At 71.9% G+C, this 23458-nt stretch carries 20 protein-coding genes; 7 read left to right on the top strand and 13 right to left on the bottom strand.

Annotated elements, in window-relative coordinates; translation table 11 throughout:
• Positions 1-32 precede the first annotated feature (32 nt).
• Positions 33-821 (top strand): transcriptional repressor LexA, encoded by a 789-nt coding sequence (gene lexA / locus AB0I42_RS10270; protein WP_357535995.1) that lies wholly within the window; start codon positions 33-35, stop codon positions 819-821.
• Between the two features lie 56 nt (positions 822-877).
• On the opposite strand, the gene AB0I42_RS10265 is transcribed toward lexA, so the two are convergent.
• Both AB0I42_RS10265 and hflX read right to left on the bottom strand, forming a co-directional pair.
• Entirely contained in the window at positions 878-2524 is a 1647-nt protein-coding gene (locus AB0I42_RS10265; protein ID WP_357535993.1) for a hypothetical protein, read from the bottom strand.
• Positions 2525-2605: 81 nt separating this feature from the next.
• On the bottom strand, positions 2606-4054 hold the full coding sequence (hflX, locus tag AB0I42_RS10260) for a GTPase HflX (RefSeq protein ID WP_357535991.1): 1449 nt from the start codon (positions 4052-4054) through the stop codon (positions 2606-2608).
• 261 nt (positions 4055-4315) lie between these two features.
• On the opposite strand from hflX, the gene AB0I42_RS10255 reads away from it, so the two are divergent.
• Entirely contained in the window at positions 4316-5788 is a 1473-nt protein-coding gene (locus AB0I42_RS10255) for an NAD-dependent malic enzyme (RefSeq protein WP_357535989.1), read from the top strand.
• 1184 nt (positions 5789-6972) lie between these two features.
• On the opposite strand, the gene dapF is transcribed toward AB0I42_RS10255, so the two are convergent.
• Genes dapF through AB0I42_RS10240 form a run of 3 tightly spaced genes read right to left on the bottom strand, consistent with a single transcriptional unit; the run spans position 6973 to position 9576 of the window.
• Entirely contained in the window at positions 6973-7818 is an 846-nt protein-coding gene (gene dapF / locus AB0I42_RS10250) for a diaminopimelate epimerase (RefSeq protein WP_357535988.1), read from the bottom strand.
• 7 nt (positions 7819-7825) lie between these two features.
• Positions 7826-8767: a tRNA (adenosine(37)-N6)-dimethylallyltransferase MiaA gene (miaA, locus tag AB0I42_RS10245; RefSeq protein WP_357535986.1), complete on the bottom strand. Its 942-nt coding sequence runs from the start codon at positions 8765-8767 to the stop codon at positions 7826-7828.
• Entirely contained in the window at positions 8764-9576 is an 813-nt protein-coding gene (locus AB0I42_RS10240; RefSeq protein ID WP_357535984.1) for a class III extradiol dioxygenase subunit B-like domain-containing protein, read from the bottom strand. The genes miaA and AB0I42_RS10240 overlap by 4 nt, the downstream gene beginning before the upstream one ends.
• Before the next feature lie 177 nt (positions 9577-9753).
• Between AB0I42_RS10240 and AB0I42_RS10235 the strand changes: the two genes are divergently transcribed.
• Complete coding sequence (locus tag AB0I42_RS10235; RefSeq protein WP_357535983.1) at positions 9754-10962, top strand: DUF349 domain-containing protein; 1209 nt, start codon at positions 9754-9756, stop codon at positions 10960-10962.
• A gap of 60 nt (positions 10963-11022) precedes the next feature.
• Here AB0I42_RS10235 and miaB read toward each other — a convergent pair whose 3' ends face one another.
• Entirely contained in the window at positions 11023-12519 is a 1497-nt protein-coding gene (miaB, locus tag AB0I42_RS10230; protein ID WP_357535981.1) for a tRNA (N6-isopentenyl adenosine(37)-C2)-methylthiotransferase MiaB, read from the bottom strand.
• A gap of 61 nt (positions 12520-12580) precedes the next feature.
• Entirely contained in the window at positions 12581-13081 is a 501-nt protein-coding gene (locus AB0I42_RS10225; RefSeq protein ID WP_357535979.1) for a hypothetical protein, read from the bottom strand.
• 147 nt (positions 13082-13228) lie between these two features.
• Between AB0I42_RS10225 and AB0I42_RS10220 the strand changes: the two genes are divergently transcribed.
• The 4 genes from AB0I42_RS10220 to AB0I42_RS10205 all read left to right on the top strand — a co-directional run bounded on the left by AB0I42_RS10220 (position 13229) and on the right by AB0I42_RS10205 (position 16654).
• Entirely contained in the window at positions 13229-13981 is a 753-nt protein-coding gene (locus AB0I42_RS10220) for an amino acid ABC transporter ATP-binding protein (RefSeq protein ID WP_357535977.1), read from the top strand.
• A gap of 64 nt (positions 13982-14045) precedes the next feature.
• The gene (locus AB0I42_RS10215; RefSeq protein ID WP_357535976.1) at positions 14046-14933 is read left to right on the top strand and encodes a glutamate ABC transporter substrate-binding protein; all 888 of its coding nucleotides are present in this window, start codon (positions 14046-14048) and stop codon (positions 14931-14933) included.
• A 42-nt stretch (positions 14934-14975) separates the two neighbouring features.
• Complete coding sequence (locus tag AB0I42_RS10210) at positions 14976-15686, top strand: amino acid ABC transporter permease (protein WP_357535974.1); 711 nt, start codon at positions 14976-14978, stop codon at positions 15684-15686.
• On the top strand, positions 15683-16654 hold the full coding sequence (locus AB0I42_RS10205; protein WP_357535972.1) for an amino acid ABC transporter permease: 972 nt from the start codon (positions 15683-15685) through the stop codon (positions 16652-16654). Before AB0I42_RS10210 ends, AB0I42_RS10205 begins: the two co-directional genes overlap by 4 nt.
• Before the next feature lie 109 nt (positions 16655-16763).
• Here AB0I42_RS10205 and AB0I42_RS10200 read toward each other — a convergent pair whose 3' ends face one another.
• The 6 genes from AB0I42_RS10200 to AB0I42_RS10175 all read right to left on the bottom strand — a co-directional run bounded on the left by AB0I42_RS10200 (position 16764) and on the right by AB0I42_RS10175 (position 23451).
• A complete protein-coding gene (locus AB0I42_RS10200; RefSeq protein ID WP_357535970.1) occupies positions 16764-17408 on the bottom strand; it encodes a LysE family translocator in 645 nt (214 codons plus the stop codon).
• Positions 17409-17496: 88 nt separating this feature from the next.
• Positions 17497-19266 carry a ribonuclease Y gene (rny, locus tag AB0I42_RS10195; RefSeq protein ID WP_357535968.1) on the bottom strand — a complete coding sequence of 590 codons (1770 nt, stop codon included), beginning with the start codon at positions 19264-19266 and terminating at the stop codon, positions 17497-17499.
• Between the two features lie 644 nt (positions 19267-19910).
• Positions 19911-20642, bottom strand: coding sequence for a regulatory protein RecX (locus tag AB0I42_RS10190; RefSeq protein WP_357535966.1), 732 nt, complete (start codon positions 20640-20642; stop codon positions 19911-19913).
• Positions 20643-20665: 23 nt separating this feature from the next.
• Entirely contained in the window at positions 20666-21712 is a 1047-nt protein-coding gene (gene recA / locus AB0I42_RS10185; protein WP_357535964.1) for a recombinase RecA, read from the bottom strand.
• A gap of 180 nt (positions 21713-21892) precedes the next feature.
• Positions 21893-22093, bottom strand: coding sequence for a DUF3046 domain-containing protein (locus AB0I42_RS10180; protein WP_357535962.1), 201 nt, complete (start codon positions 22091-22093; stop codon positions 21893-21895).
• Between the two features lie 2 nt (positions 22094-22095).
• Positions 22096-23451: an MFS transporter gene (locus tag AB0I42_RS10175; RefSeq protein ID WP_357535960.1), complete on the bottom strand. Its 1356-nt coding sequence runs from the start codon at positions 23449-23451 to the stop codon at positions 22096-22098.
• Positions 23452-23458 lie beyond the last annotated feature (7 nt).

Raw genomic sequence — 23458 nt, 5'->3', positions numbered from 1 at the left:
AAGGCACCCGACGCCGACCAGGGAGGACGGACGTGTCGACCGACGACCGGACGAGCCGGCAGCAGCAACCGCAGAAGGATCTCGCTCCGGCACCGGCGACCACCCGCCGCAAGGGTCCGGCCCGGGCCCGCGCCAGCGCGCCCAACCTACGGGCGGTGACCCCGGTGGTGAGCACCTTCCCCGACCTCGCCACCCCGGACCTCACCGCCCGGCAACGACGCATCCTGGAGTTCATCCGCGACTGGGTGGAGCGCTACGGCTACCCGCCGAGCGTGCGTGAGATCGGCGAGGCCGTCGGCCTGGTCTCCCCGTCCAGCGTCGCCTACCAGCTCAAGGAACTGGAACGCAAGGGCTTCCTGCGCCGCGACCCCAACCGCCCGCGGGCGGTCGACGTACGCCCGCCGAACGACCTGGTCGACGACGAGGCCGCCCGGGCGCAGCGGCCCAAGCCGGCGTACGTGCCGATGCTGGGCCGGATCGCCGCCGGTGGGCCGATCCTCGCCGAGCAGGCGGTCGAGGACGTCTTCCCGCTCCCCCGCGAACTCGTCGGCGAGGGCGAGGTCTTCATGCTCCAGGTCAAGGGCGACTCGATGCTCGACGCGGCGATCTGCGACGGCGACTGGGTGGTCGTACGCCAGCAGCCGAACGCCAACTCGGGCGAGATCGTCGCGGCGATGCTCGACGGCGAAGCCACGGTGAAGACCTACCGGCTGCGCGACGGGCACGTCTGGCTGATGCCGCAGAACCCGGCCTTCGACCCGATCCCCGGCGACGACGCCACCATCATGGGCCGGGTCGTGGCGGTGCTCCGCCGCATCTGAGGCACGGTGCCGTCGGTGGTCGGGGCCGCCCGCCCGGACCACCGACGGCCTGACGGTCAGTGCGGGTGGTGGCCCTGCGCCGGCCCGTACGCCCCGGCGTGGTCGTCGTAGCCGGCCGGCGGATAGTCGCCCGGGCGGGCCCGTCCGGGCGAGCTCCCGCCGGCGGGGCGCCGCCGCGGGTCGCCATACGGTTCGGGGTCGTCGCGGCGGTCCCAGCCACCGCGGGAATCGCCGCCGTCCTGGTAGTCGCGGCCGCCGCCGTAGACACCGCCACCGCCACCGCGGCCGCCCGACGAACCGCCGTCCCGGGTGCCGCCGCCGTAGACGCCGCCACCACCGGCCGAACGCCCGCCGTAGACGCCGCCACCACCGGTCGAGCCGCCGGTCGCGCCGCCGGCTCCGGACCGGCCGCCGTAGACGCCGCCACCACCGGCCGAACGCCCGCCGCCGCCCGGCCGGCCACCGTAGACACCGCCGCCCGCCCGGTCGTCCACCGGGCCGGAGCGGTCGAAGTCGTCGCCCCGCCGGCGGTCCGGTGGCGGCGCGACAGCCCCCTTCACCGGCTGCCGGCCGACCTTCTTCGGCGGCTCGGCGGCGGTCTTGCCGCCGCGCCGGCGGGCCTGGACGATGCCGAAGATGCCGGCACCGACCATCAGCGCGCCGACCACGCCGACCGCGGCGATCAGGTAGGTGATGTCCTGGAGGCTCAGCGTGTCGAACCACGACTGCTCGTTGCCGCCGGCCGGGTCGTCCCCGGCCGGCGTGGCCTCCACCCTGGTCGGGGTGTAGCTCATGATGATCACGTCGGAGTCGTCGCCGAGGGTGCCGACGTCGGAGACCGTCACGTACTTCGAGCCGTCGGCGCTGAAGCTGATCCCCTCGCCGAACGCGTCGGCGAGCGGGGTGACCCGGGGCGTACCGGTGGTCAGCGCCTTGACGATGTCGCCGTCGGGCACGTCCCACTCGAAGGCGTCCGCGTACGTACGCAGCACGACCTTGCGGCCGTCGGCCGAGCGGGCCGCGCCGGTGACCGTGAGCCGGCCGGCCGCGAGCAGCGGGTTCTCGGTCTGGGTCCGGGGCAGGGTGAGCTCGCCGGCCTTGCGCATCGACACCGGCTCTTCGTTGTTGGCCTGCAACGGCCCCTCGGGTACGAAGATCTCGGCCTTGCCGGTCGTCTTGGAGACGATGACCGGCGTGCCGTCGGCCGCGATCAGCAGCGCCTCGGCGTCCCGCGGCTCGCGCTCGGGGTAGGCGACCCGGTGGATCACCGGCCGGGTCGACCCGTCGACCGGCATGCTCCACAGCGCGACGTGCGGCCGGCGCTCGTCGTTGGTGGCGTTGTCGCCGATGTCGGCGATCCAGACGGTGTTGCCGTCCGGCGACAACGCCAGGTCCTCGGGGTCGCGCGGACTGCTCGGGAACGAGACGTCCTTGACGACCTTGCACTTGTCGTCGAGGAAGAAGACCCGTTTGCGGGACTGGATGTCGGTGCCGTCGTTGACGACGATGTAGCCGCTCTCGGTGGCGATGATGCCGGAGAGCTCCCGCGTGCGGTTGTCGGTGACCGTGCAGACCTCTTCGCCGGACGCCTTCGGCACCTCGGGAGCCCCGGACGGACTGGGTGTCGGTGCGGCCGCCACCGGTCCTCCGGTGAGCGCCAAGCCGATCCCGACCAGGCCGCAGGCAACCACGACCCCTGACATGACACGCCGCATTCGCCCAGTGTCGCACGTTGCGCGCGACCCCTGTGTTACGCCGTGATCAATCACGCTGGGTGCAACAACTCAGCGCTTTCCGTCGGCCCGGAAGGGGTCCAGTTCGGCGGCGAGAGCCTCGTCGACGCGTACGTGCAACAGCGTGCCCTCCGGCAGGTGGGAGGTGCCGAGCACCTCGCCCCGGCGGTGCACCCGGGCGACCAGGTCACCCCGGTCGTACGGCAGCACCGCCCGGACCTCGACGGCCGGCCGCGGCAGCCGGCTCTCGATCACCGACCGGAGTTCGTCGATGCCCCGGTTGGCCCGGGCGGAGACGAGGACGGCGTCCGGCCACTCCCGCTTGAGCCGCAGCAGGGTTTCCTCGTCGGCGGCGTCGGTCTTGTTGACGACCAGCAGCTCGGGCAGCCGGTCGGCGCCGACCTCGGCGAGCACCTCGCGTACGGCGCGGACCTGCTCCTCGGGGTCGGGATGTGCCCCGTCGACGACGTGCACGACCAAATCGGCGTCGGCGACCTCCTCCAGCGTCGAGCGGAACGCCTCGACGATCTGGTGCGGCAGGTGCCGGACGAAGCCGACCGTGTCCGACAGGGTGTAGACCCGGCCGTCGCCGGTCTGCGCCCGGCGGGTGGTCGGGTCGAGGGTGGCGAACAGCGCGTCCTCGACCAGCACCCCGGCACCGGTCAGCCGGTTGAGCAGGCTGGACTTGCCGGCGTTGGTGTAGCCGGCGATGGCCACGGCCGGCACCTCGTTGCGCGACCGGCGGGCCCGCTTGGTCTGGCGTACGGTCCGCATGCCTTTGATCTCCCGGCGCAGCCGGGCGATGCGGGTGCGGATCCGTCGGCGGTCGGTCTCCAGCTTCGTCTCACCGGGACCGCGCAGGCCGACGCCGCCGCCGGCACCGCCGCCGCGGGCGCTACCGCCGCTCTGCCGCGACAGCGCCTCACCCCAACCACGCAGCCGGGGCAGCAGGTATTCGAGCTGGGCCAGCTCCACCTGCGCCTTGCCCTCCTTGCTCTTGGCGTGCTGGGCGAAGATGTCGAGGATCAGGGCCGTACGGTCGATGACCTTGACCCTGACCTGCTGCTCCAGGTTGCGGAGCTGGGACGGGGAGAGTTCCCCGTCGCAGATGACGGTGTCGGCGCCGCTGGACACGACGACGTCGCCCAGGCTGCCGACCTTGCCCCGGCCGATGTAGGTGGCCGGATCGGGTCGGCCCCGGCGCTGGATGAGCCCCTCCAGGACCTGGGAGCCGGCGGTCTCGGCGAGCGCGGCCAGTTCGGTGAGGGAGTTCTCCGCGTCGGTGACCGAACCATCGGTCCAGACCCCGACCAGGACGACCCGCTCCAGCCGCAACTGCCGGTATTCGACCTCGGTGACGTCGGTGAGCTCGGTGGACAAACCGGCTACGCGGCGCAGCGCGTTACGGTCCTCCAGCTCGAGTTCACCCGTCGTGGCCTCGGTGTCGTCGTCGAGGTCGAAGGTGGGGACGGCCGACTCGTCGGCCCGGTATGTACGCAAAAGTTGCCTCCTCAGGCTTCGATCGTGACACGCCGACGCGCCCACCGCATCCATAAATGCCGGCGCGCCGCCGCCATTCCGGCCACCGGCGGCGGTCGCGGAAATGAGGTGACTCACCGGTAACCCGGGGGTCGGCGACGCCCCGACCGCGTCGCGCGACAATGCCATGTGGCGGCCGCTGGCCGCCCGTCCGCGGCCCGCGCCGGCCGCGTGACATTCCCCGCGGCCCGCCGGCCGCATCCAACGACGGAGGGAACCCCCGTGGCGACGACCCGCCTGCCCAGCGCCGGCTTCTCGATCACGATCCGGATCGGCGTCACCGCCGACGCCTCGGCGATCGGCCGGCTCACCACCTGCGTCGGTGATGCGGGCGCCATCGTCACCGCCCTGGACGTCGTCGACTCCGACCCGGCCACCGTCGTGGTCGACCTGACCTGCGACACCGCCGACTCCGCCCACGCCGACCAGGTCGTCAAGGCACTGGTCGACCTGCCCGGGGTCGACGTACGCAAGGTGTCCGACCGGACGTTCCTGCTGCACCTCGGCGGCAAGATCGAGGTCTCCCCGAAGGTGGCGCTGCGCACCCGTGACGAACTGTCCCGGGCGTACACCCCCGGTGTCGCGCGGGTCTGCCTGGCCATCGCCGAGAACCCGGACGACGCCCGCCGGCTGACCATCAAACGCAACACGGTCGCCGTCGTCACCGACGGATCCGCGGTCCTCGGACTCGGCAACATCGGCCCGGCCGCGTCCCTTCCCGTCATGGAGGGCAAGGCCGCCCTCTTCAAGCGCTTCGGCGGCGTCGACGCCTGGCCGGTCGTGCTCGACACCCAGGACCCCGACGAGATCGTCGCCATCGTGCGGGCGATCGCGCCGGCGTACGGCGGCATCAACCTGGAGGACATCGCCGCGCCGCGCTGCTTCGAGATCGAGGCCCGGCTGCGTGACCTGCTGGACATCCCGGTCTTCCACGACGACCAGCACGGCACCGCCATCTGCGTGCTCGCCGCGCTGACCAACGCGCTGCGCGTCGTCGGCAAGAAACTGGCCGACGTCCGCGTCGTCGTCTCCGGTGCCGGCGCGGCCGGCACCGCGATCATGAAGCTGCTGCTGCGCCAGGGCGTCGGCGACATCATCGCGTACGACCGTCAGGGCGCCCTCCACCCCGGCCTGCCCGACCTCAACCCGGCCTGGCAGTGGCTGGCCGAGAACACCAACCGCGACGGGTACGCCGGCGACCTGCGCGGCGCCATCCGCGGCGCCGACGTCTTCATCGGGGTCAGCGCCCCCAACCTGCTCACCGGCGACGACATCGCCACGATGGCCCCCGACTCGATCGTCTTCGCGCTGGCCAACCCCGACCCCGAGGTCGACCCGCGGGAGGCCCGCAAGCACGCCGCAGTCGTCGCCACCGGCCGCTCCGACCAGCCCAACCAGATCAACAACGTGCTCGCCTTCCCCGGGGTGTTCCGCGGCATGCTCGACGCGCACGCCGAGCAGTTCACCGAGGAGATGGCGATCGCCGCGGCCCGGGCCATCGCGGACGTGGTCGGCGAAGAGAAAATCAACCCGACCGTGATCGTGCCGAGCGTCTTCGACGCCCGGGTCGCGCCCGCCGTGGCCGCCGCCGTACGGGCCGCCGCCCAGGCACCGGCGGTCGCCAGTTCCGGCCCGACCGACCTGCCCGAGATGGCCGCCGAAGCCGCCGCCCCCACCCCGCCCCTGGCCAACTGACCTCGCCGCCCTCGCCGCTCAGCCTTCTCCCACAGCCCCACCCCCTGTCCGTCGATCTTGGGGTAATCGGGGTCTGAACCGGGCAAAAGCGCCACGACTACTCCTCGATCGGCGGGTGGGCTGGGTTTCTTCTCCCGGTGGGGCTGCGTCTCTCCTCCCGGTGGGGCTGGGTTCCGCCAGTGGGGTGGCGGGATGCGGGGATGCGGGGTGGTTACGCGACGAGCGGGCCGGCTGGGCGACGAGCAGGCCGGTTGCGCCCCTGGCCGGACGCGTCCGGCCGCTCGTGGGCCCGGCTGGACGTGGCCCGAGCCGGTTGCGGCCCCGCCCGATCGTGGTCCGGCCGGTCGTGGTCCGGCCGATCGTGGTCCGGCCGATCGTGGTCCGGCCGATCGTGGTCCGGCCGATCGTGGTCCGGCCGGTTGCGACCCCGGTTCGCGGTCACGGTGCAGTGGCGGCCGTCGGCGGGTGGCCGGTCGTGGGGACGTTACTGCCCTGCCGTGATCGTCCATCGGTCTGTCGTGATCGTCTGCTGGTCTGCCGTTGCCGCAGGGCGTGTCGACCGGCGGACCAGCAGACGATCAACGGGTGTCCGCGATCACGCCACGCTCCGCTCCTATGAATTGGTGCGGTGGGGCAGGGCAAGGTTGCTGCTGAGCTCCACAGCGAATTCGCTGTGGTTACGCCGAATTCGCTGTGGGCCCGGACAGCGATACCCCGCCTCCGGCCGGTCGGCGTCGACGGTCTCGATCGTCTGCGGTTCAGACACCCGACACGCCGGTCTCCGAGTGTCTGAACGACAGACGATCAAGGCGCCCCGTCGATCACGGAGCTGTTGCGCGACAGCCATGACACAGCGGGCACGATTTGTCCTTGATCGGCGCGCCCGAGCGGCGCCCGGGGCGGCGCACACCAGAAGTCGGGCGCCTCCACGCGGTGCACCCCGAGCAACGCACACCCCCGCGGCGCACACCACGAGCAGCACGCCGCCAAGCTGCGCACACCGAGCAGCACGCCGCCGAGCGGCACACGCCGCCGAGCGGCACACGCCCCGCGCGGCCCGCCCCGAGCAGGGCGCCGCCACGCGGAGCACCCCGAGCAGCGCGCCGCCAGGCAGAGCACGCCAGCGCAGGGCGCAGGCCCTGAAGAGCGGGGAACATGCCCGGGTACGGGCCCGCAGCGGCGGGTCAGCTCCGCAGGGCCGTCTCGTCGACCTCGCCCCTGGCGACCAGGACGGCGGGCCCGGCCAGCCAGCAGGTGCGCTCGTCGATGGTGACGGTCAGCCGGCCGCCCGGCACGTCGACCGCCACCACTCCGGTGTCCAGCCCGGCGTCGCGCAGCGCCACCGCTCCGACGGCGCAGGCGCCCGACCCGCACGACAGGGTCTCGGCGGAGCCGCGTTCGTACACCCGCATCAGGGTGTGCAGGTCGGTGCCGTCGAGCGGTTCGCCGGGCGTCACGAACTCGACGTTGACGCCGGCCGGGAACAGCGCCCGGTCGAACTCGGGTGCCCGGGTGAGGTCGAGGGCCGCCAACTCGACGCCGGCGGGCAGGGCGCAGACCAGGTGCGGGTTGCCGCAGTCGACGGCGGCGCCGGGCAGGACCAGCCCGTCGAGGGTCGCGGTGCTGCGGCCGTACACCCGGGGTTGACCCATGTCGACGGCGATCTCGTCGGGTCCGACGAGTGCGTGCACGACGCCGGCCCGGGTCGCCACCGGCAGGCCGGTGTCGGGCGAGCCGGTCACGCCGATCGAGGACAGGTAGCGGGTGAAGACGCGTACGCCGTTGCCGCACATCTCGGCCAGCGAGCCGTCGGAGTTCCAGTAGTCCATGAACCATTCGGCCCGGTCGGCGTAGCCGGCCGCCGCCGGGTGGTTGGCGGTCCGCACGACCCGCAGTACGCCGTCACCGCCGATGCCCCGGCGCCGGTCGCAGAGCGCGGCGGCGAGATCCGGCGTGAGCGGGAGGTGGCCCTCGGGGTCGTCGAGGATCACGAAGTCGTTGCCGGTGCCGTGGCCTTTGGTGAACTGCACGGTCCCATCATTCCCGATCCGCCCGGACCGCTGTCAGGGCGGCCGGCAGCAGGTCGGGGCGGGTCGGGTCGAGCCAGTGGACGCCGGGGTCGCGGCGGAACCAGGACCGCTGCCGGCGGACGAACCGGCGGGTGAGCCGTACCGTCTCGTCGTGCGCGTCCGCCTCGGTTCCCACCCCGTCGAGGAAGGCCAGGACCTGCTGGTATCCGAGCGCGCGGCCGGCCGTACGGCCGTCGCGGAGCCCGACCCGCGCGAGCCGCCGGGTCTCGTCGACGAGGCCGGCCGCCCACATCGCGTCGACCCGGCGGGCGATCCGCTCGTCGAGTACGGCGGTGTCGAGGTCGACGCCGAGCTGCACGCTGTCGTAGTACGGCTTCGGTTCGGGCAGGGCGGCGGTGAACGGGCGGCCGGTCAGCTCGATCACCTCCAGGGCGCGCACGATCCGCCGGCCGTTGCCGGGCAGGATCTTCTCGGCGGCGGCCGGGTCGGCGGCGCTCAGCCGGGCGTACAGCGGTGCCGGGCCGGTCGCGGCGAGTTCGTCCTCCAGCCGCTGCCGCAGGGCCGGGTCGGTGCCGGGGAACTCGAACTCCTCGAGTACGGCGCGTACGTAGAGTCCCGAGCCGCCGACCAGCAGCGGGACCCGACCCCGGGCCCGGATGTCGTCGACGGCGGCGCGGGCCAGGCGCTGGTATTCGGCGACGCTGGCCGGCTCGGTGACGTCCCAGATGTCGAGGACGTGGTGCGGCACGCCGTCGCGTTCGGCGGGGGTGAGCTTGGCGGTGCCGATGTCCATGCCCCGGTAGAGCTGCATCGAGTCGGCGTTGACCACCTCGCCGTCCAGTTCGTGGGCCAGCGCGATGCTCAGCGCCGACTTGCCGGCGGCGGTCGGCCCGACGACCGCCACGACCGGGCCGGGCCGGCCCGCCGGCCGGTCCGGGGCGGCGGTCACGCCGGGGCCCAGGTGGCGACGAGGTAGGTAACGCCATACGGAGCGTCGTGGTAGGACAACCGGCCGTGCCACGGTCGGCCGGTTGTGGCCGCGGCACCGGCGAGCACCTGCCACGGCGCGCGCCCGGCGACCAGCAGCTCGGCCGACAGCGCCGGGTCGAGGTGGAGCAGGGCGTCGACGTCCGCGCCGGCCAGGGCCGCGGCGACCGCCTCGTCGTACGCCCGCGCGCGCGGGTCGTCGTATCCGGGTGACTTCTGGCCCCGGCACGCCGACGCGTCGCCCATCACCAGCAGTGCCCACGGTTCGCCGCCGGCATCGGCGGCGAGCCGGGCGCCGAGGGCGGCGCAGTCCGCGGGCGTCTGTCCGGCGGCCACCGTCTCCATCGCGATCGCGGGTGCCGCGCCGGTGGACGGCCGGCCGGCCCGGTCGAGGAGCCAGGCGCCGACGAGCAGGCTGAGCGGCAGCGGCCGGTCGGCGGGGGCGGCAGCACCGTCCGTAGGGGCGGCAACACGGTTCGCGGCGGCTGCGCCGACGGTCACCGTCATCGGCGCTCCCCACGGAGCGAAAGAACCGATGAAAGGGGATACATACGTCTTTTGCTCATCATCTGCCCCGACGACCACGATCGTACGGGCACCGGAACCGACGAGTCGCGCGACCGCCGCGTCACACTCCGCACGGAGATCGTCGAGTTCGGAGGCCGCCCGACCGGCGATGTCGGGGACGATGACCGGCGGGTGTGGGCAGACGGCTGCGGCGACCAGGGACACGCGACCACCGTAGCGGGCGGCGACTGTACACCGGCTCATACACCCGTCGGGGCCGACTAGGACACCGTATGGTCACGGTCGCCCTCAGGCGCTCGACGCGGACCGGGGCGGACCTGTGAGAATGCCCCTGGGAAACTTCGCTGCAATCTCACTGCGCTGTGGCGGCCATCGCCGGGCTGAACCGCCCGGCGGCGCCGGGAGAACGAGGATGGGCACATGAGCGACTGGACGACCTTCGGACGGGTTGACGCGGACGGCACGGTTTACGTCAAGACCGCCGAAGGCGAGCGCGTCGTCGGTTCCTGGCAGGCGGGCGCACCCGAGGAAGGTCTGGCCCACTTCGCGCGCCGCTTTGCCGACCTGGTGACCGAGGTGGATCTGACCGAGACGCGGCTCAACTCGGGTGCGGCCGACGCGGCCCACTCGTTGACGACCGTCAAGCGGCTGCGGGCCTCGCTCGCCGAGGCACACGTCGTCGGCGACATCGACGGGCTCACCGAGCGGCTCGACAAGCTCGCCGCCGCCGCCGAGCAGAAGGCGGGCGAGGCGCGGGCCGCCCGGGACGCGGCCCGGACCGAGGCGGTGGCCCGCAAGACCGCCCTGGTCGAGGAGGCCGAGAAGCTGGCCGCCGAATCGACCGGCTGGAAGTCCGCCGGCGACCGGCTCAAGGAGATCCTCGACGAGTGGAAGACCGTCCGGGGCGTCGACAAGAAGACCGACGGCGAGTTGTGGAAGCGGTTCGCCGCCGCCCGGGACGGTTTCACCCGGCGGCGCGGGGCGCACTTCGCCACCCTCGACGCCCAGCGCAAGCAGGCCCAGGGTGCCAAGGACGACCTCGTCCGGGAGGCCGAGTCGCTGGCCGAGTCGACCGACTGGGCGGCCACCGCCAACCGGCTCAAGGAGCTGATGAGCGAGTGGAAGGCCGCGCCGCGGGCGTCCAAGGAGGCCGAGCAGCGGCTGTGGGAGAGGTTCCGCGCCGCGCAGGACAGCTTCTTCTCCCGGCGCAGCGAGGTCTTCTCGGCCCGTGACGCCGAGCAGCGCGGCAACCTGGAGCGCAAGCAGGCGCTGCTGGCCGAGGCGGAGGCGCTCGACGTCGACGCCGACCCGCGCGCGGCACAGGCCAAGCTGCGCGAGATCCAGGGCCAGTGGCACGAGGCGGGCCGGGTGCCCCGGGAGGCGGCGGCCGGTCTCGACCGCCGGCTGCGGGCAATCGACGAGAAGGTACGCGTCGCGATGGACTCCGCCTGGCGGCGCACCGAGCCGTCGGCGAACCCGCTGCTGGTTCAGATGCGCGAGCAGGTGGCCGAGGCCGAGCAGCGGCTGGCCCGGGCCCAGGCCGCCGGCAACGCGAAGCGGATCAAGGAGGCCGAGCAGGCCCTCGCGTCGAAGAAGCAGTTCCTGGCCCTCGCCGAGCAGGCGAGCTGACGTACCGAAAAAGAGGGGGCACCGTCCGCGCGGACGGTGCCCCCTCTTCGGTGTCCGGGGTCAGCGGTCGCAGGCGCTGGCCGCGACCGGCGCCGCGGGTGGCGCACCGACCGTCGGGAGTCCGAGCAGGACCCCGGGGGTACGCGGCGCGCGGCCGGCCTCGAAGGCGTCGCCGGCCCGGGTCCGGCGGTGCGACAGTGGCGCCCCGTCGGCGTTGAGGTGGTGCGGGGCGGCGTAGGTGACGGTGGTGTGCACGATGTCGCCGGGCCGGATCTGCCCGGCGAGGTCGCCGGTGCCGAAGTGGACCAGCCGGCCGTCCCGGGCCCGGCCGGACATCCGGCCGGTGGCCTGGTCCTTGCGGCCCTCCCCGACCGCGACCAGCACCTCGACGGTCTCCCCCACCAGTTTGCGGTTCTCCGCCCAGGTGATCTCCTCGACGCAGGCGATCAGCCGGTCGTACCGCTCCTGCACGACCTGCTTGGGCAGTTGGCCGTCCATGGTGGCCGCTGGCGTGCCGGGCCGCTTGGAGTACTGGAAGGTGAACGCCGACGAGAACCGGGCGGCGCGGACCACGTCGAGGGTCCGTTCGAAGTCGGCGTCGGTCTCGCCGGGGAAGCCGACGATGATGTCGGTGGTGATCGCCGCGTCGGGCATCGCCGTCCGGACCTTGTCGATGATGCCGAGGTAGCGCTCGGCCCGGTAGGACCGGCGCATCGCCTTCAGCACGTCGTCCGAGCCGGACTGCAACGGCATGTGCAGCGAGTGGCAGACGTTGGGTGTCTCGGCCATCGCCGCGATCACGTCGTCGGTGAAGTCCTTCGGGTGCGGGCTGGTGAACCGGACCCGTTCCAGCCCCTCGATGTCGCCGCAGGCGCGCAGCAGCTTGCCGAAGGCGAGCCGGTCGCCGAACTCGACCCCGTACGAGTTGACGTTCTGGCCGAGCAGGGTCACCTCGAGCACGCCCTCGGCGACCAGGGCGCGTACCTCGGCGAGCACGTCGCCGGGCCGGCGGTCCTTCTCCTTGCCGCGCAGCGACGGCACGATGCAGAAGGTGCACGTGTTGTTGCAGCCGACGGAGATCGACACCCAACCGGCGTACGTCGACTCGCGGCGGGCCGGCAGCGTCGACGGGAACACCTCGAGGGATTCGAGGATCTCGACCTCGGCGGCGGCGTTGTGCCGGGCGCGTTCGAGCAGCGCCGGCAGCGAGCCGATGTTGTGGGTGCCGAAGACGACGTCGACCCACGGCGCCTTGCGCACGATCTCGCCGCGGTCCTTCTGGGCCAGGCAGCCACCGACCGCGATCTGCATGTCGGGCCGGCGGAGCTTGGTCGGGCGCAGGTGGCCGAGGTTGCCGTAGAGCCGGTTGTCGGCGTTCTCCCGTACGGCACAGGTGTTGAAGATGACGACGTCGGGGTCTGTCGACCCGTCGGCGGGGGTGTAGCCCGCCGCCTCCAGCAGCCCGGAGATCCGCTCGGAGTCGTGGACGTTCATCTGGCAGCCGTAGGTCCGCACCTGGTAGGTGCGCGGGACGCTGCTCTTCGGCGCGGTAGTCATAGCAGAAACAGAGTATCGGGCGCTGCCCGGCACCGTCCGGGCCGGCGGGCGGGCGGCGCGGTCAGGCGGCGGCGCGGGTGGTGATCACCGCGCCGGGCGCCCAGCGGGACGGGCCGTACCGGGCCCAGTCCCGGCACCACGGGTCGGTGGGCGTGCACAGCCGGAGTTGTGAGTAGTCGTCGCCGTCCTCACCCTCAGTGATCTTCACATGGACCGGCCTGATCGTCGCGTCCGGCTGGGCGAGCAGGTGCCGGCCCGGGTCGAGGGTGTCGTCGGGCAGGAGGCAGGCGCGTCCGAGCCGCCGGGCGAACGCCGCCGCGACCGCCGACTCGGCCGGTTCGACCGGTGCGGCGTAGCAGTCGACGCGGACGGGAAAGTCGCCGCCGCCGACCCAGACGTCGCAGTGGACCGTACCGGTGGGCAGCTCACCGGGGTTGCCGACACCGAACGCCGCCACCGGACGGCCGAGCACCGCCGCCAGGGCCGCCCGGATCTCGCGCGCCGGTACGGGCGCGTCGATCAACCAGTTCCAGAGGGCGGAGGAGGCCGACGGGTAAGCCATACGATCATGTTGCCGGCCTCGGAGGCACCTTGTGGCGTGTGTTATCGCTCCGTGACCATCCGAGTTGCTTTCTGACACACCGTGCCGCCTACAGTGGCTCAATCCAGGACTGATGTCCTCGATCAAATACCGGACAGGGCGGTTGGAATGACGGTGACGAAGGCTGAACCACTCATCGTGCTCGACAAGGTCGACAAGTGGTTCGGTCCGCTGCACGTGCTCCAGAAGGTAGACCTCTCCGTCAAGCGGGGCGAGGTCGTCGTCGTGATCGGCCCCTCGGGTTCGGGCAAGTCCACCCTGTGCCGGGCGATCAACCGGCTGGAGCCGATCAACAGCGGCACCATCACTTTCGACGGCAAGCCCCTGCCGGCCGAGGGCAAGGCGCTGGCCAAGCTGCGCAGCGAGGTCGGCATGGTGTTCCAGTCGTTCAACCTGTTCGCGCACAAGACCATCGTCGACAACGTCTCGCTCGGACCGATCAAGGTCCGGGGCGAGAAGCCGGCCGCCGCCCGCGACCGGGCGATGAAGCTGCTCGACCGGGTCGGCATCGCCAACCAGGCCAGCAAGTTCCCCGCCCAGCTCTCCGGCGGCCAGCAGCAGCGGGCCGCCATCGCGCGGGCGCTCGCCATGCAGCCCAAGGCGATGCTCTTCGACGAGCCGACCAGCGCGCTGGACCCGGAGATGGTCGGTGAGGTGCTCGACGTCATGGCGTCGCTGGCAAGCGAGGGCATGACGATGGTGGTGGTCACCCACGAGATGGGGTTCGCCCGCCACGTCGCCAACCGGGTCATCTTCATGGCCGACGGCCAACTGGTCGAAGACGCTCCCCCGGACGAGTTCTTCGCCAACCCCCGCAGCGACCGGGCCAAGGACTTCCTGTCGAAGATCCTGACGCACTGAGGCGTCATCACCAGAGGCAGGCACGCCCCCCGGGCCGCCGGCTCTTTCGAGGAGGAGAAACACAATGCGCGTAACCCGTATCGCGACACTGGCTACGGTGGCGGCACTGTCACTGACCGTGGCCGCCTGTGGCGGCGGTGACGGCGACGGTGACGGTGGCGACACCGGCGCCGGCAGCAAGGAGTTCGCGGCCGGCAGCACGATGGAGCGCCTCAACAAGGCGCAGAAGATCATCGTCGGCACCAAGTTCGACCAGCCCGGCTTCGGCCTGAAGGGTCTGGACGGCAAGCCGGCCGGCTTCGACGTCGAGATCGGCAAGGCGATCGCCAGCGAGCTCGGCATCCCCGAGGACAAGATCGAATACATCGAGACCCCGTCGGCGGTCCGCGAAGAGGTCATCGAGCAGAGCAAGGCCGACATCGTGATCGCGACCTACACGATCAACCCCAAGCGCAAGGAGCGCATCGACTTCGCCGGCCCGTACTACGTCGCGGGCCAGCACATCATGGTGCGCGCCGACGACAGCTCGATCACCGGCCCGGACTCGTTCAAGGCCGGCGACAAGAAGGTCTGCTCGGTCCAGGGCTCGACCCCGGCCGAGACCATCAAGGGGTACCTGGCCAACGAGGGCCAGCAGCTCGTCGTCTTCGACGTCTACCAGAAGTGCGCGGACGCGCTGGCCAGCGGCCAGGTCGACGCGGTCACCACGGACAACGTCATCCTGCTCGGCTTCATCGCCCGCAACGAGGGCAAGTTCAAGCTGGCCGGTGAGAAGTTCACCGAGGAGCCGTACGGCATCGGCCTGAAGAAGGGCGACACCGCCTTCCGTACCTTCATCAACGACGCGCTGGAGAAGTTCTACGGCGACGGCACGTACGAGAAGGCCTGGAAGGACACCGCCGGCAAGTTCGACGAGAACACCCCGACCGGCCCGGCCGTCGAACGCTACTGAGTAAAACCAGAGCTGGAAGGTGAGTGAGACGGGAGTGTGTACGTGAGTGTGCTCGTCGAACACTTCGACGTGTTCGTCGGAGGGTTCTGGCTCACCTTCCAGCTCTGTGTGCTCGCCGCGATCGGTGCCCTGATCCTGGGCACCATCGTGGCGGTCATGCGGATCTCGCCGGTGCCGCCGCTGCGCTGGATCGGCACCGCCTACGTGACGGTGTTCCGGAACTGTCCGCTGACCATCGTGTTCTTCTTCGCCGCGTTCGGTCTTCCGGCACTCGGCTCCAACGCCGACTTCCTGCGGATCCCCGGCCTGTCGAGCATCTTCAGCCGGCTCGGCATCGACCTGCCGTACTTCCGCTTCGCGATCATCGCGTTGAGTGTCTACACGGCGGCGTTCATCTGTGAGGCGATCCGCTCCGGCATCAACGCCGTACCGGCCGGCCAGGCCGAGGCGGCCCGGGCGATCGGGCTCACCTTCACGCAGAACCTGCGGCTGATCGTGCTGCCACAGGCCTGGAAGACCGCGATCGTGCCGCTCGGCAGCGCACTGATCGCGATGATCAAGAACTCGGCGCTGGCCGGCTTCTTCGGCGTGGTGGGCGACCTGTCCAACTCCGCGCAGAACCTGACCAGCGCCCTGGGCGAGCCCATCATCCCCGTGTTCATCGGGATCGGGATCGGATACCTCGTGATGACCGTACCGTTCGGGCTGTTCCTCGACCGGATCGAGAAGCGGCGGGCGGTGACCGCGCGATGAGCCAGCAGACCGTCCTCTACGACAGCCCGGGACCGAGGGCGCGGCGGGTCACGCTGATCGTCAGCGCCGTCGTCACCGTCCTGCTCGCCATCGGCGCCTACTTCCTGGTCTACCGGCCGCTCGACGAGAAGGGCCAGTTCGACCTGGAACTGTGGGGTCCGCTGCTCGACCCGTCCAACGAGGTCTTCTCGCTGGTCTGGGCCCGGCTGCTCGAGGGCTTCCAGGCCACCCTGATCGCGGCCGTGCTGGCGATCATCACGTCGCTGATCGTGGGCACCGCCCTGGCCGTGCTCCGCGTTGAGCTCAAGGCCCTGATGAAGCGGCGCTTCGTGGGCCAGAGCCGCCCGGTCGCGATCGCCCTGCGCACGCTGACCGTGGTCCTGAACGGCATCACCCGGTTCTGCGTCGAGGTCTTCCGCGGCCTGCCCGTGGTCGTCACGATCTTCTTCGTCGCGACCGCCCTGCCCGACCTCGGCCTCGACCTGGGCAGCATCCTCTGGTACCTGGTCATCGGCCTGACGCTGTACAACAGCGTGGTCATCGGCGAGATCCTGCGCTCCGGCATGGAGGGGCTACCCGGCGGCCAGCGGGAGGCGGCCGAGGCGATCGGCCTGAGCAGCTTCGCCACCATCCGGCTGATCCTGCTGCCGCAGGCCTTCCGGATCATGCTGCCGGCCCTGATCAGCCAGCTCGTCGTGGTCCTCAAGGACACCTCGCTCGGCTTCATCATCAGCTACGAGGAAGTGCTGCGGGTCAGCTCCTTCGTCATCAGCAACCTGGAAAACCCGATCCAGGTCTACTTCGTGGTCGCGGTGATCTACATCGCGGTCAACTACGCGCTGTCCAAGCTCGCCGAGTACGTCCAGCGCCGGCTGGCGCGGGGCCGCAAGACCGGCACCCTGCGCCGGGCCAAGGACACGCCGCCGGCCGCCCTGGCCGCCGACCTCACCCCACCAGCCAAGCTCTGAACTGGCTCCACCCCGCCACCAGCGGAGGTGTCCAGTGGACGGCAGAACGGAACGGACCCGCCCACCGGCGGGTCCGTTCCGTTTCGTGGCCTGTCATGTCACCCGGCGGTCAGGTCTGCTCGGCGGCCAGCCGGACGCCGAAGCCGAGCAGGAGCGTGCCGGTCACCGCGTCCAGCGCCCGCCGAAACCGGCGCCGGCCGAGAACCCCACGAACCCGGTGCAGGCCGGTCACGACCACCAACAGGTACGTCAGCGACAGCAGCGCGTGACTCAAGCCGAACACCAGCAGGACCGGCAGCGGCGTCGACGGGCCGACGAACTGCGGCAGGACCGCCAGGTAGAAGACCAGCACCTTCGGGTTGGTGATGTTGGACAGGAAGCCCTGCCGCCAGCCGGCCCTGGCCTGCGCCGCCCGGTTCGGACCCCGGGCCGGGCCGGGGTCGTCCGGAACGGCCGCGTACCGGCCCGCCCACGCCGACCGGAACGTCTGGATCGCCAGGTACACCAGGTAGGCGATACCGGCCCACTTGATCGCCTGGAAGAGCGGCTGGTAGTGCACGATCACCGCGCCGAGGCCGGCGATCGCGGCCAGTCCCTGGACGGCGTTGGAACTGGCCACCCCGGCGGCGCTCCAGCGTCCCCGGCGGGCGCCACCGGCCAGCGTGTTCTTGACGATCACCGCGAAGTCCGCCCCCGGCACCAGGACGAGGACGGCGGCGAAGGCGACGTACGAGAGGTAGGAAGACCAGGTCACCGCCTGACGGTAACGACCGTCCCGGCCACCCTCGACGTGTTTCCCGTCGCAGGACCCGGCCGGCCGGGTCCTGCCGCGAGCCGGTGACTCAGCGGGCGATCTCGGTGACCCGGGATTCGCGGACCACGGTCACCCGGATCTGTCCCGGATAGGTCAGCTCCTCCTCGATCTGCTTCGCCACGTCGCGGGCCAGCACCGCCGCCCCGATGTCGTCGATGTCGTCCGGCTTGACCATCACCCGGATCTCCCGGCCGGCCTGCATCGCGAAGACCTTCTCCACCCCGGACTTGCCGCCGGCGATCTCCTCGATCCGTTCCAGCCGCTTGACGTACGACTCCAGGCTCTCCCGCCGGGCGCCCGGCCGGCCGCCCGAGCAGGCGTCCGACGCCTGGGTCAGCACCGCCTCGATCGTCTGCGGCAGCACCTCGTTGTGGTGCGCCTCGATGGCGTGGACCACCTCTTCGGACTCGCCGTACTTGCGGGCCACGTCGGCACCGATCAGCGCGTGGCTGCCCTCGACCTCGTGGGTGAGCGCCTTGCCGATGTCGTGCAGGAACGCGCACCGCTTGATGGTCGGGATGTCGAGCCGCAACTCCGCGGCCATCACCCCGGCGATGTGCGCGGTCTCGACGAGGTGCTTGAGCACGTTCTGCCCGTACGACGTGCGGTAGCGCAGCCGGCCCAGCAACGTCACCAGCTCCGGGTGTATCTCGGTGATGCCGACCTCGACCAGCGCGTCCTCGGCTGCCCGCTGGCACAGGCGCTCGACCTCGTGCTTCGCGGTGTCGAAGACCTCCTCGATACGGTGCGGGTGGATCCGCCCGTCGAGCACCAGCTTCTCCAGCGTCAGCCGGCCGATCTCCCGGCGTACGGGGTCGAAGCAGGAGAGCAGGACCGCCTCGGGGGTGTCGTCGATGATCAGGTTGACCCCGGTCACCGACTCGAACGCGCGGATGTTGCGGCCCTCGCGGCCGATGATCCGGCCCTTCATCTCGTCGCCGGGCAGGTGCAGCACGCTGACCACGCTCTCCGCGGTCTGGTCGCTGGCGACCCGCTGGATCGCGTCGACGACGATGTGCCGGGCCCGCTGCTCGGCCGTGCTGCGGGCGTCGGTCTCGATGTCGCGTACGAGAAGTGCCGCCTCCCGCTTCGCCTGACCCTCGATCGCGTCGATCAGCTCGGTCCGGGCGACCTCCGCGGTCAGGCCGGCGACCCGTTCCAGCTCCCGCCGCTGCCGCTCCTCGGCCTCGGCCAGCGCGGCCTCCCGGGTGGCCAGCGCCGCCTCCCGGCCGACCAGCTCCGCGTCCGCGGCCGCCAGCCGGCGTTCCCGCTCGGTGAGCCGGTCGACCTCCTCGCTGTGCAGGCGCTCGCGCTCGTCCATCCGCAGGGCCCGCCGCTCGACCTCGGCCGCCTGCTCCTTGGTCGTCGTGGCCAGCAGGGCGATCTCGCGCTCGCCGCTGCGCCGGGCCGCGGCGCGTACCTGCTCCGCGTCGGCCTCGGCCTGCCGGTGGGCCCGCTCGAGCACGGTGTCGGCCTCGGCCCGGGCGGCGTCGAGCACCCGGCGCGCCTCCGCCCGCGCCGAGTTGGCCTCCGCCTTGGCCGCGGCCGCCTCCGCGCGGGCAGCCGCCGCGGCCGACTTGGCCTCGTCGACGGTGGAAGTCGCCTCGTCGGCGGCGGACCGCAGCGCCGCCAGCGACTGCTGCTGGCGGTCCTTCTCGGCGACGTACGCCGGGTCGTCGGTGGGCGGCAGGGTGGGCTGGGCGACACGGAGCTGGCGCAGGGCGCGGGCACCGAGGACGAGCCCGATGACCACGATGGCGGCGAGAAGGACGATCGCGACAAGCAGCACCCAGGTCATGCGGCCGCCTCGCTTCGCTCGGCACTCACACGACGCATACCGAGCCGACCGCTGCCCGCACGACGCACACCGAGCCGATCGCTGTCCTCGCTACGCCCGGTCATGCGCCATGTCCGGCTCGCCGCGAGCACGTCGCGCCGCACCCACAGCGATGCCCGGTGGGGCATCTCTGTGGGGCCTGACCCGTCTTCCGCCTCGCTCATCTGGGCCGCCTCCCCTCCACCGTCCGGCGCCGGAAGGTCAACCCCTCCCGTTGCCGCTTCCTCGGCTGAGACGCCCGACCTAGGCGGCTGAGGGTGCGACCCTTCGAGCGGTGCCGGAAAGGCACCGCCTGAGGCCACTGGTATATCTTGCCGCCTACGGACCGGCCTGTCCGCTAACGGGTTGTCTGGCCACCATGTTGACCAAAAGTGATGCCGTACTGTTACGCGATCTATGTTGTGCGCTTAGCCTGCAAGGGTCGGTTATCTCGCTTGTACGCGAGGCTAGGGGGCCGGGGGCCGTTCGGTCAAGAACCCATGATCGAGCAGGGACGCAAACAGAGGGCACACGGGTCCTTACCCGCAGCTCATCGCCCTGAACCCTACCGATCCAGGGCACATCACCCTTCAAACCGGACAGAGATCACCAATCAGCCTTATCGTCTAGTGCTCCGGCCCCTCGGCATCGGTGAGGGCATCGGCGTCGATGTGCTCGGCAAACTCGGCGGCCTCGGCGCTCTGCGCGGCCAGCGCCTCCTTGACGGCACGGATCGCCACCCCGGGCGGGTAGCCCTTGCGGGCCAGCATCCCGACCAGGCGGCGGAACACCGCGTCCGGCTCGCCCCGGACCGTGCGCAGCTTGCGGTCGACCAGCACCCGGGCCGTCTGCGCCTCGGTCGTCTCGTCCAGTTCGCCCAGCGCCTCGCTGGCCGTGTCGGAGTCGACGCCACGCTGCCGCAACTCGTTGGCCAGGGCCCGGCGGGCCAGCCCGCGCCCGTGGTGGCGGCTCGCCACCCACGCCCGGGCGAACGCCGCGTCGTCGATCATGCCGACCTCGTCGTAGCGGTCGAGGACGGCGTCGGTGGTCTGCTCGGAGATGCCCCGGCGGGCCAGCGCCGCCGCCAGCTCGGCCCGGGTGCGTGGGCGGGTGGCGAGTTGTCGCAGGCAGATCTCGCGGGCCACCTCGGCCTCGTCACGGGGCGGCTTGGCCGGCTCGACGACCGGCGGGGTCGTCGTGGCGCCCTCCGGCCAGCCGTCCTCGTCGAGCGGCGGCCCGGAGTCGTCGGTGGGGCGGGCCCGGCCACGCCGGGACCGCTGGGCGGAGGGAGCGTCCATCCGGGGCGGGGCGGCATCCCAACCCCGCCCCGAACGGGCGCCTCGCCGTCGTCCAGCCATCGGTCAGGACGTCCGGCGGCCGGTCAGAAGTCGACCGGCGGCAGCTCCGGGCCGCTCGCCGCGTCGATGGCACCCGCGCCGACACCGAGCTTCTCGAGGATCTTCTTCTCGATCTCGGCGGCGACGTCGGGGTTCTCCCGCAGGAACTCGCGGGCCTTCTCCTTGCCCTGGCCGAGCTGGTCGCCGTCGTACGTGTACCACGCACCGGACTTGCGGATGATGCTCTGCTCCACACCGACGTCGATCAGGGAGCCCTCGCGGGAGATGCCCTTGCCGTACATGATGTCGAACTCGGCCTGCTTGAACGGGGCGGCCACCTTGTTCTTGACGACCTTGACCCGGGTGCGGTTGCCGACGACGTCGGTGCCGTCCTTGAGGCTCTCGATGCGCCGCACGTCGAGCCGGACCGAGGCGTAGAACTTCAGCGCCCGACCACCGGTGGTGGTCTCCGGGCTGCCGAACATGACGCCGATCTTCTCGCGGAGCTGGTTGATGAAGATCGCGGTCGTGCCGGTGCTGTTGAGCACACCGGTGATCTTCCGCAGCGCCTGGCTCATCAGTCGGGCCTGGAGGCCGACGTGGCTGTCGCCCATCTCACCCTCGATCTCGGCGCGCGGCACCAGGGCGGCGACCGAGTCGATGACGATGATGTCCAGCGCACCGGAGCGGATCAGCATGTCGGCGATCTCCAGCGCCTGCTCACCGGTGTCGGGCTGGGAGACCAGCATCGCGTCGGTGTCGACGCCGAGCGCCTTGGCGTATTCCGGGTCGAGCGCGTGCTCGGCGTCGATGAAGGCGGCGATGCCGCCGGCCCGCTGGGCGTTGGCCACCGCGTGCAGCGCCACGGTCGTCTTACCGCTGGACTCCGGCCCGTAGATCTCGACGACCCGGCCCCGGGGCAGGCCGCCCACGCCCAGCGCCACGTCGAGCGCGATCGACCCGGTCGGGATCACCGCCGTCTGGACGACCGGCCGCTCCCCCAGCCGCATCACCGAGCCCTTGCCGAACTGCTTGTCGATCTGCGCGAGAGCGAGGTCTAGCGCCTTCTCCCGGTCAGGTCCTGCCGCCATCGTTGCCACCCCTGCCTTCGCCGGCATCTTTCCACCCTTAGTCACGCGGACACGCTAAGCGCTGGGTCCGACAGAAAACAGCCGCCAGGCCGTGGCCTGTGGACAAGCACCGCGCTGTGGACAATAGCCGAACAGGTGTACGACGCAACCGCGACACGCCAGAACAGGCGTACGAGCAGCTCAGCGTAGTCGCGCGGGCACCCGATCGGGATATGCGGCGCACACCGCCCGCCACACCCGCAGCGTCTCCACGCCCTCGGCGAGCGCCTGGTCGACGGTCCGGCCGCCGAGCTGTGTCAGCACCTGGTCGGCGGCGATGCTGCGGGCGTAGGCCGGCCCGAACGTCTCCTCCAGCCGGGCCCAGAACTCGGTCAGCCGCACGGTCAGCTCCCCTTCACCGCAGCACCCCGGACGCGTAGCGCCAGCGCCGTCAACGGGACGGTGGCGATCGCGGCGAGCAAATTGAGCACCGGGTATCCGGCGGCCTCCACGATAAACCCGCTCACCGCGCCGGCCGACGCGCCCGCCAGTCCCATCAACAGGTCGGACAACCCCTGGGTGGCGGGCCGCGCCTCGACCGGCACCGACTCCGACAGCAGCGTCGAGCCGGCGACCATCGTCGCCGACCAGCCGAGACCGAGCAGGACCAGGCCGACCACCAGCCGTACGGTGTCGTGCCCGGCCGTGCCGGCCACCGCGCACGCGGCGAGCAGCAGGCCGACGCCGCCGAGGATGACCGGCCGGCGGCCGAGCCGGTCGGTCAGCCAGCCGACCACCGGCGCGAGCGCGTACATGCCGGCGATGTGGGCGCTGAGCACGATCCCGACCACCCGCAGCACGTCGGCGTCACCGTGCGACTCGCCGAGGTGCACCGGGGTCATCGCCATCACACCGACCATGACCAGGTGGCCGACCGCGACCGCGGTGACCCCGAGCCGGGCCGCCGGGCGCGCCGCGACCACCCGCCACGCCGCACGCATGCCGCCGGTGCCGGCCGGCGCGGATGACGCACCGGCGGCCGGCGGGGATCCGGCCGGCGCGGAGCCCACGGCCGCGGTGGCGCCGGCCGGCTCGGGTCCGACGGTGGGCGGGATCGTGGCGGTCGCGATCCGGCGGGCGGTGAGTAGCGGGTCGGGCCGCAGGAGGACCAGCAGTACGCCGGCGGCGAGGGCGAAGGCGACCGCGCTGAACACGAACGGCCCCGACAGCGGCGGCAGCGCGAACCCGCTGACGGCGCGGTCGGCGAGCGCGGCGAAGTTGGGCGCGGTGACCGCGCCGATCGTGGTCGCCCAGACGATCACCGACAGTTGCCGCCCCCGGCGGGCCGGCTCGGCGAGGTCGACGGCGGTGTAGCGGGCCTGGAGGTTGGCCGCCGACCCGCCGCCGAAGAGCAGCATGCCCAGGAACAGCAGGGGCACCCAGTTGGTGACCGCCGCCGCCACCACGAGCAGGGCCCCGGCGGCACCGGCGGCGTACGCCGTCACCAGGCCGGGCCGCCGCCCGTGGCCGGTCATGATCCGGGTGACCGGTACGGCGAGCAGTGCCCCGCCGACCACGCTGGCGCTGGCGGCCAGCCCGGAGAGGCTGGTGCCGACCAGCCGGGCGGCGAGCAGCGCCCCGACCGAGATGCCGATGGTGGTGCCGATCCCGCCGACGATCTGGGTGCCGAACAGCAGCCGGAGCGTCCGGCGCTGCACCCGGGGCACGTCCACCGCCACCGGCTCGCCGATCATGGACATCGGGTCA

It is taken from the genome of Polymorphospora sp. NPDC050346, assembly GCF_040655695.1.
Lineage (GTDB): Bacteria > Actinomycetota > Actinomycetes > Mycobacteriales > Micromonosporaceae > Polymorphospora > Polymorphospora lycopeni.
The sequence above is the reverse complement of the archived record's forward strand: the minus strand, read 5'-3'. Positions and strand labels throughout refer to the sequence as shown.

What these genes read in the sequence shown, in the direction of transcription:
- AB0I42_RS10190 (WP_357535966.1), bottom strand. Translation starts at nt 20,642, where the DNA reads ATGGCTGGACGACGGCGAGGCGCCCGTTCGGGGCGGGGTTGGGATGCC.
- AB0I42_RS10240 (WP_357535984.1), bottom strand. Translation starts at nt 9,576, where the DNA reads ATGAGCCGGTGTACAGTCGCCGCCCGCTACGGTGGTCGCGTGTCCCTG.
- AB0I42_RS10175 (WP_357535960.1), bottom strand. Translation starts at nt 23,451, where the DNA reads ATGTCCATGATCGGCGAGCCGGTGGCGGTGGACGTGCCCCGGGTGCAG.
- AB0I42_RS10235 (WP_357535983.1), top strand. Translation starts at nt 9,754, where the DNA reads ATGAGCGACTGGACGACCTTCGGACGGGTTGACGCGGACGGCACGGTT.
- AB0I42_RS10220 (WP_357535977.1), top strand. Translation starts at nt 13,229, where the DNA reads ATGACGGTGACGAAGGCTGAACCACTCATCGTGCTCGACAAGGTCGAC.
- AB0I42_RS10225 (WP_357535979.1), bottom strand. Translation starts at nt 13,081, where the DNA reads ATGGCTTACCCGTCGGCCTCCTCCGCCCTCTGGAACTGGTTGATCGAC.
- recA (WP_357535964.1), bottom strand. Translation starts at nt 21,712, where the DNA reads ATGGCGGCAGGACCTGACCGGGAGAAGGCGCTAGACCTCGCTCTCGCG.
- rny (WP_357535968.1), bottom strand. Translation starts at nt 19,266, where the DNA reads ATGACCTGGGTGCTGCTTGTCGCGATCGTCCTTCTCGCCGCCATCGTG.
- AB0I42_RS10205 (WP_357535972.1), top strand. Translation starts at nt 15,683, where the DNA reads ATGAGCCAGCAGACCGTCCTCTACGACAGCCCGGGACCGAGGGCGCGG.
- AB0I42_RS10215 (WP_357535976.1), top strand. Translation starts at nt 14,046, where the DNA reads ATGCGCGTAACCCGTATCGCGACACTGGCTACGGTGGCGGCACTGTCA.
- miaB (WP_357535981.1), bottom strand. Translation starts at nt 12,519, where the DNA reads ATGACTACCGCGCCGAAGAGCAGCGTCCCGCGCACCTACCAGGTGCGG.
- AB0I42_RS10265 (WP_357535993.1), bottom strand. Translation starts at nt 2,524, where the DNA reads ATGTCAGGGGTCGTGGTTGCCTGCGGCCTGGTCGGGATCGGCTTGGCG.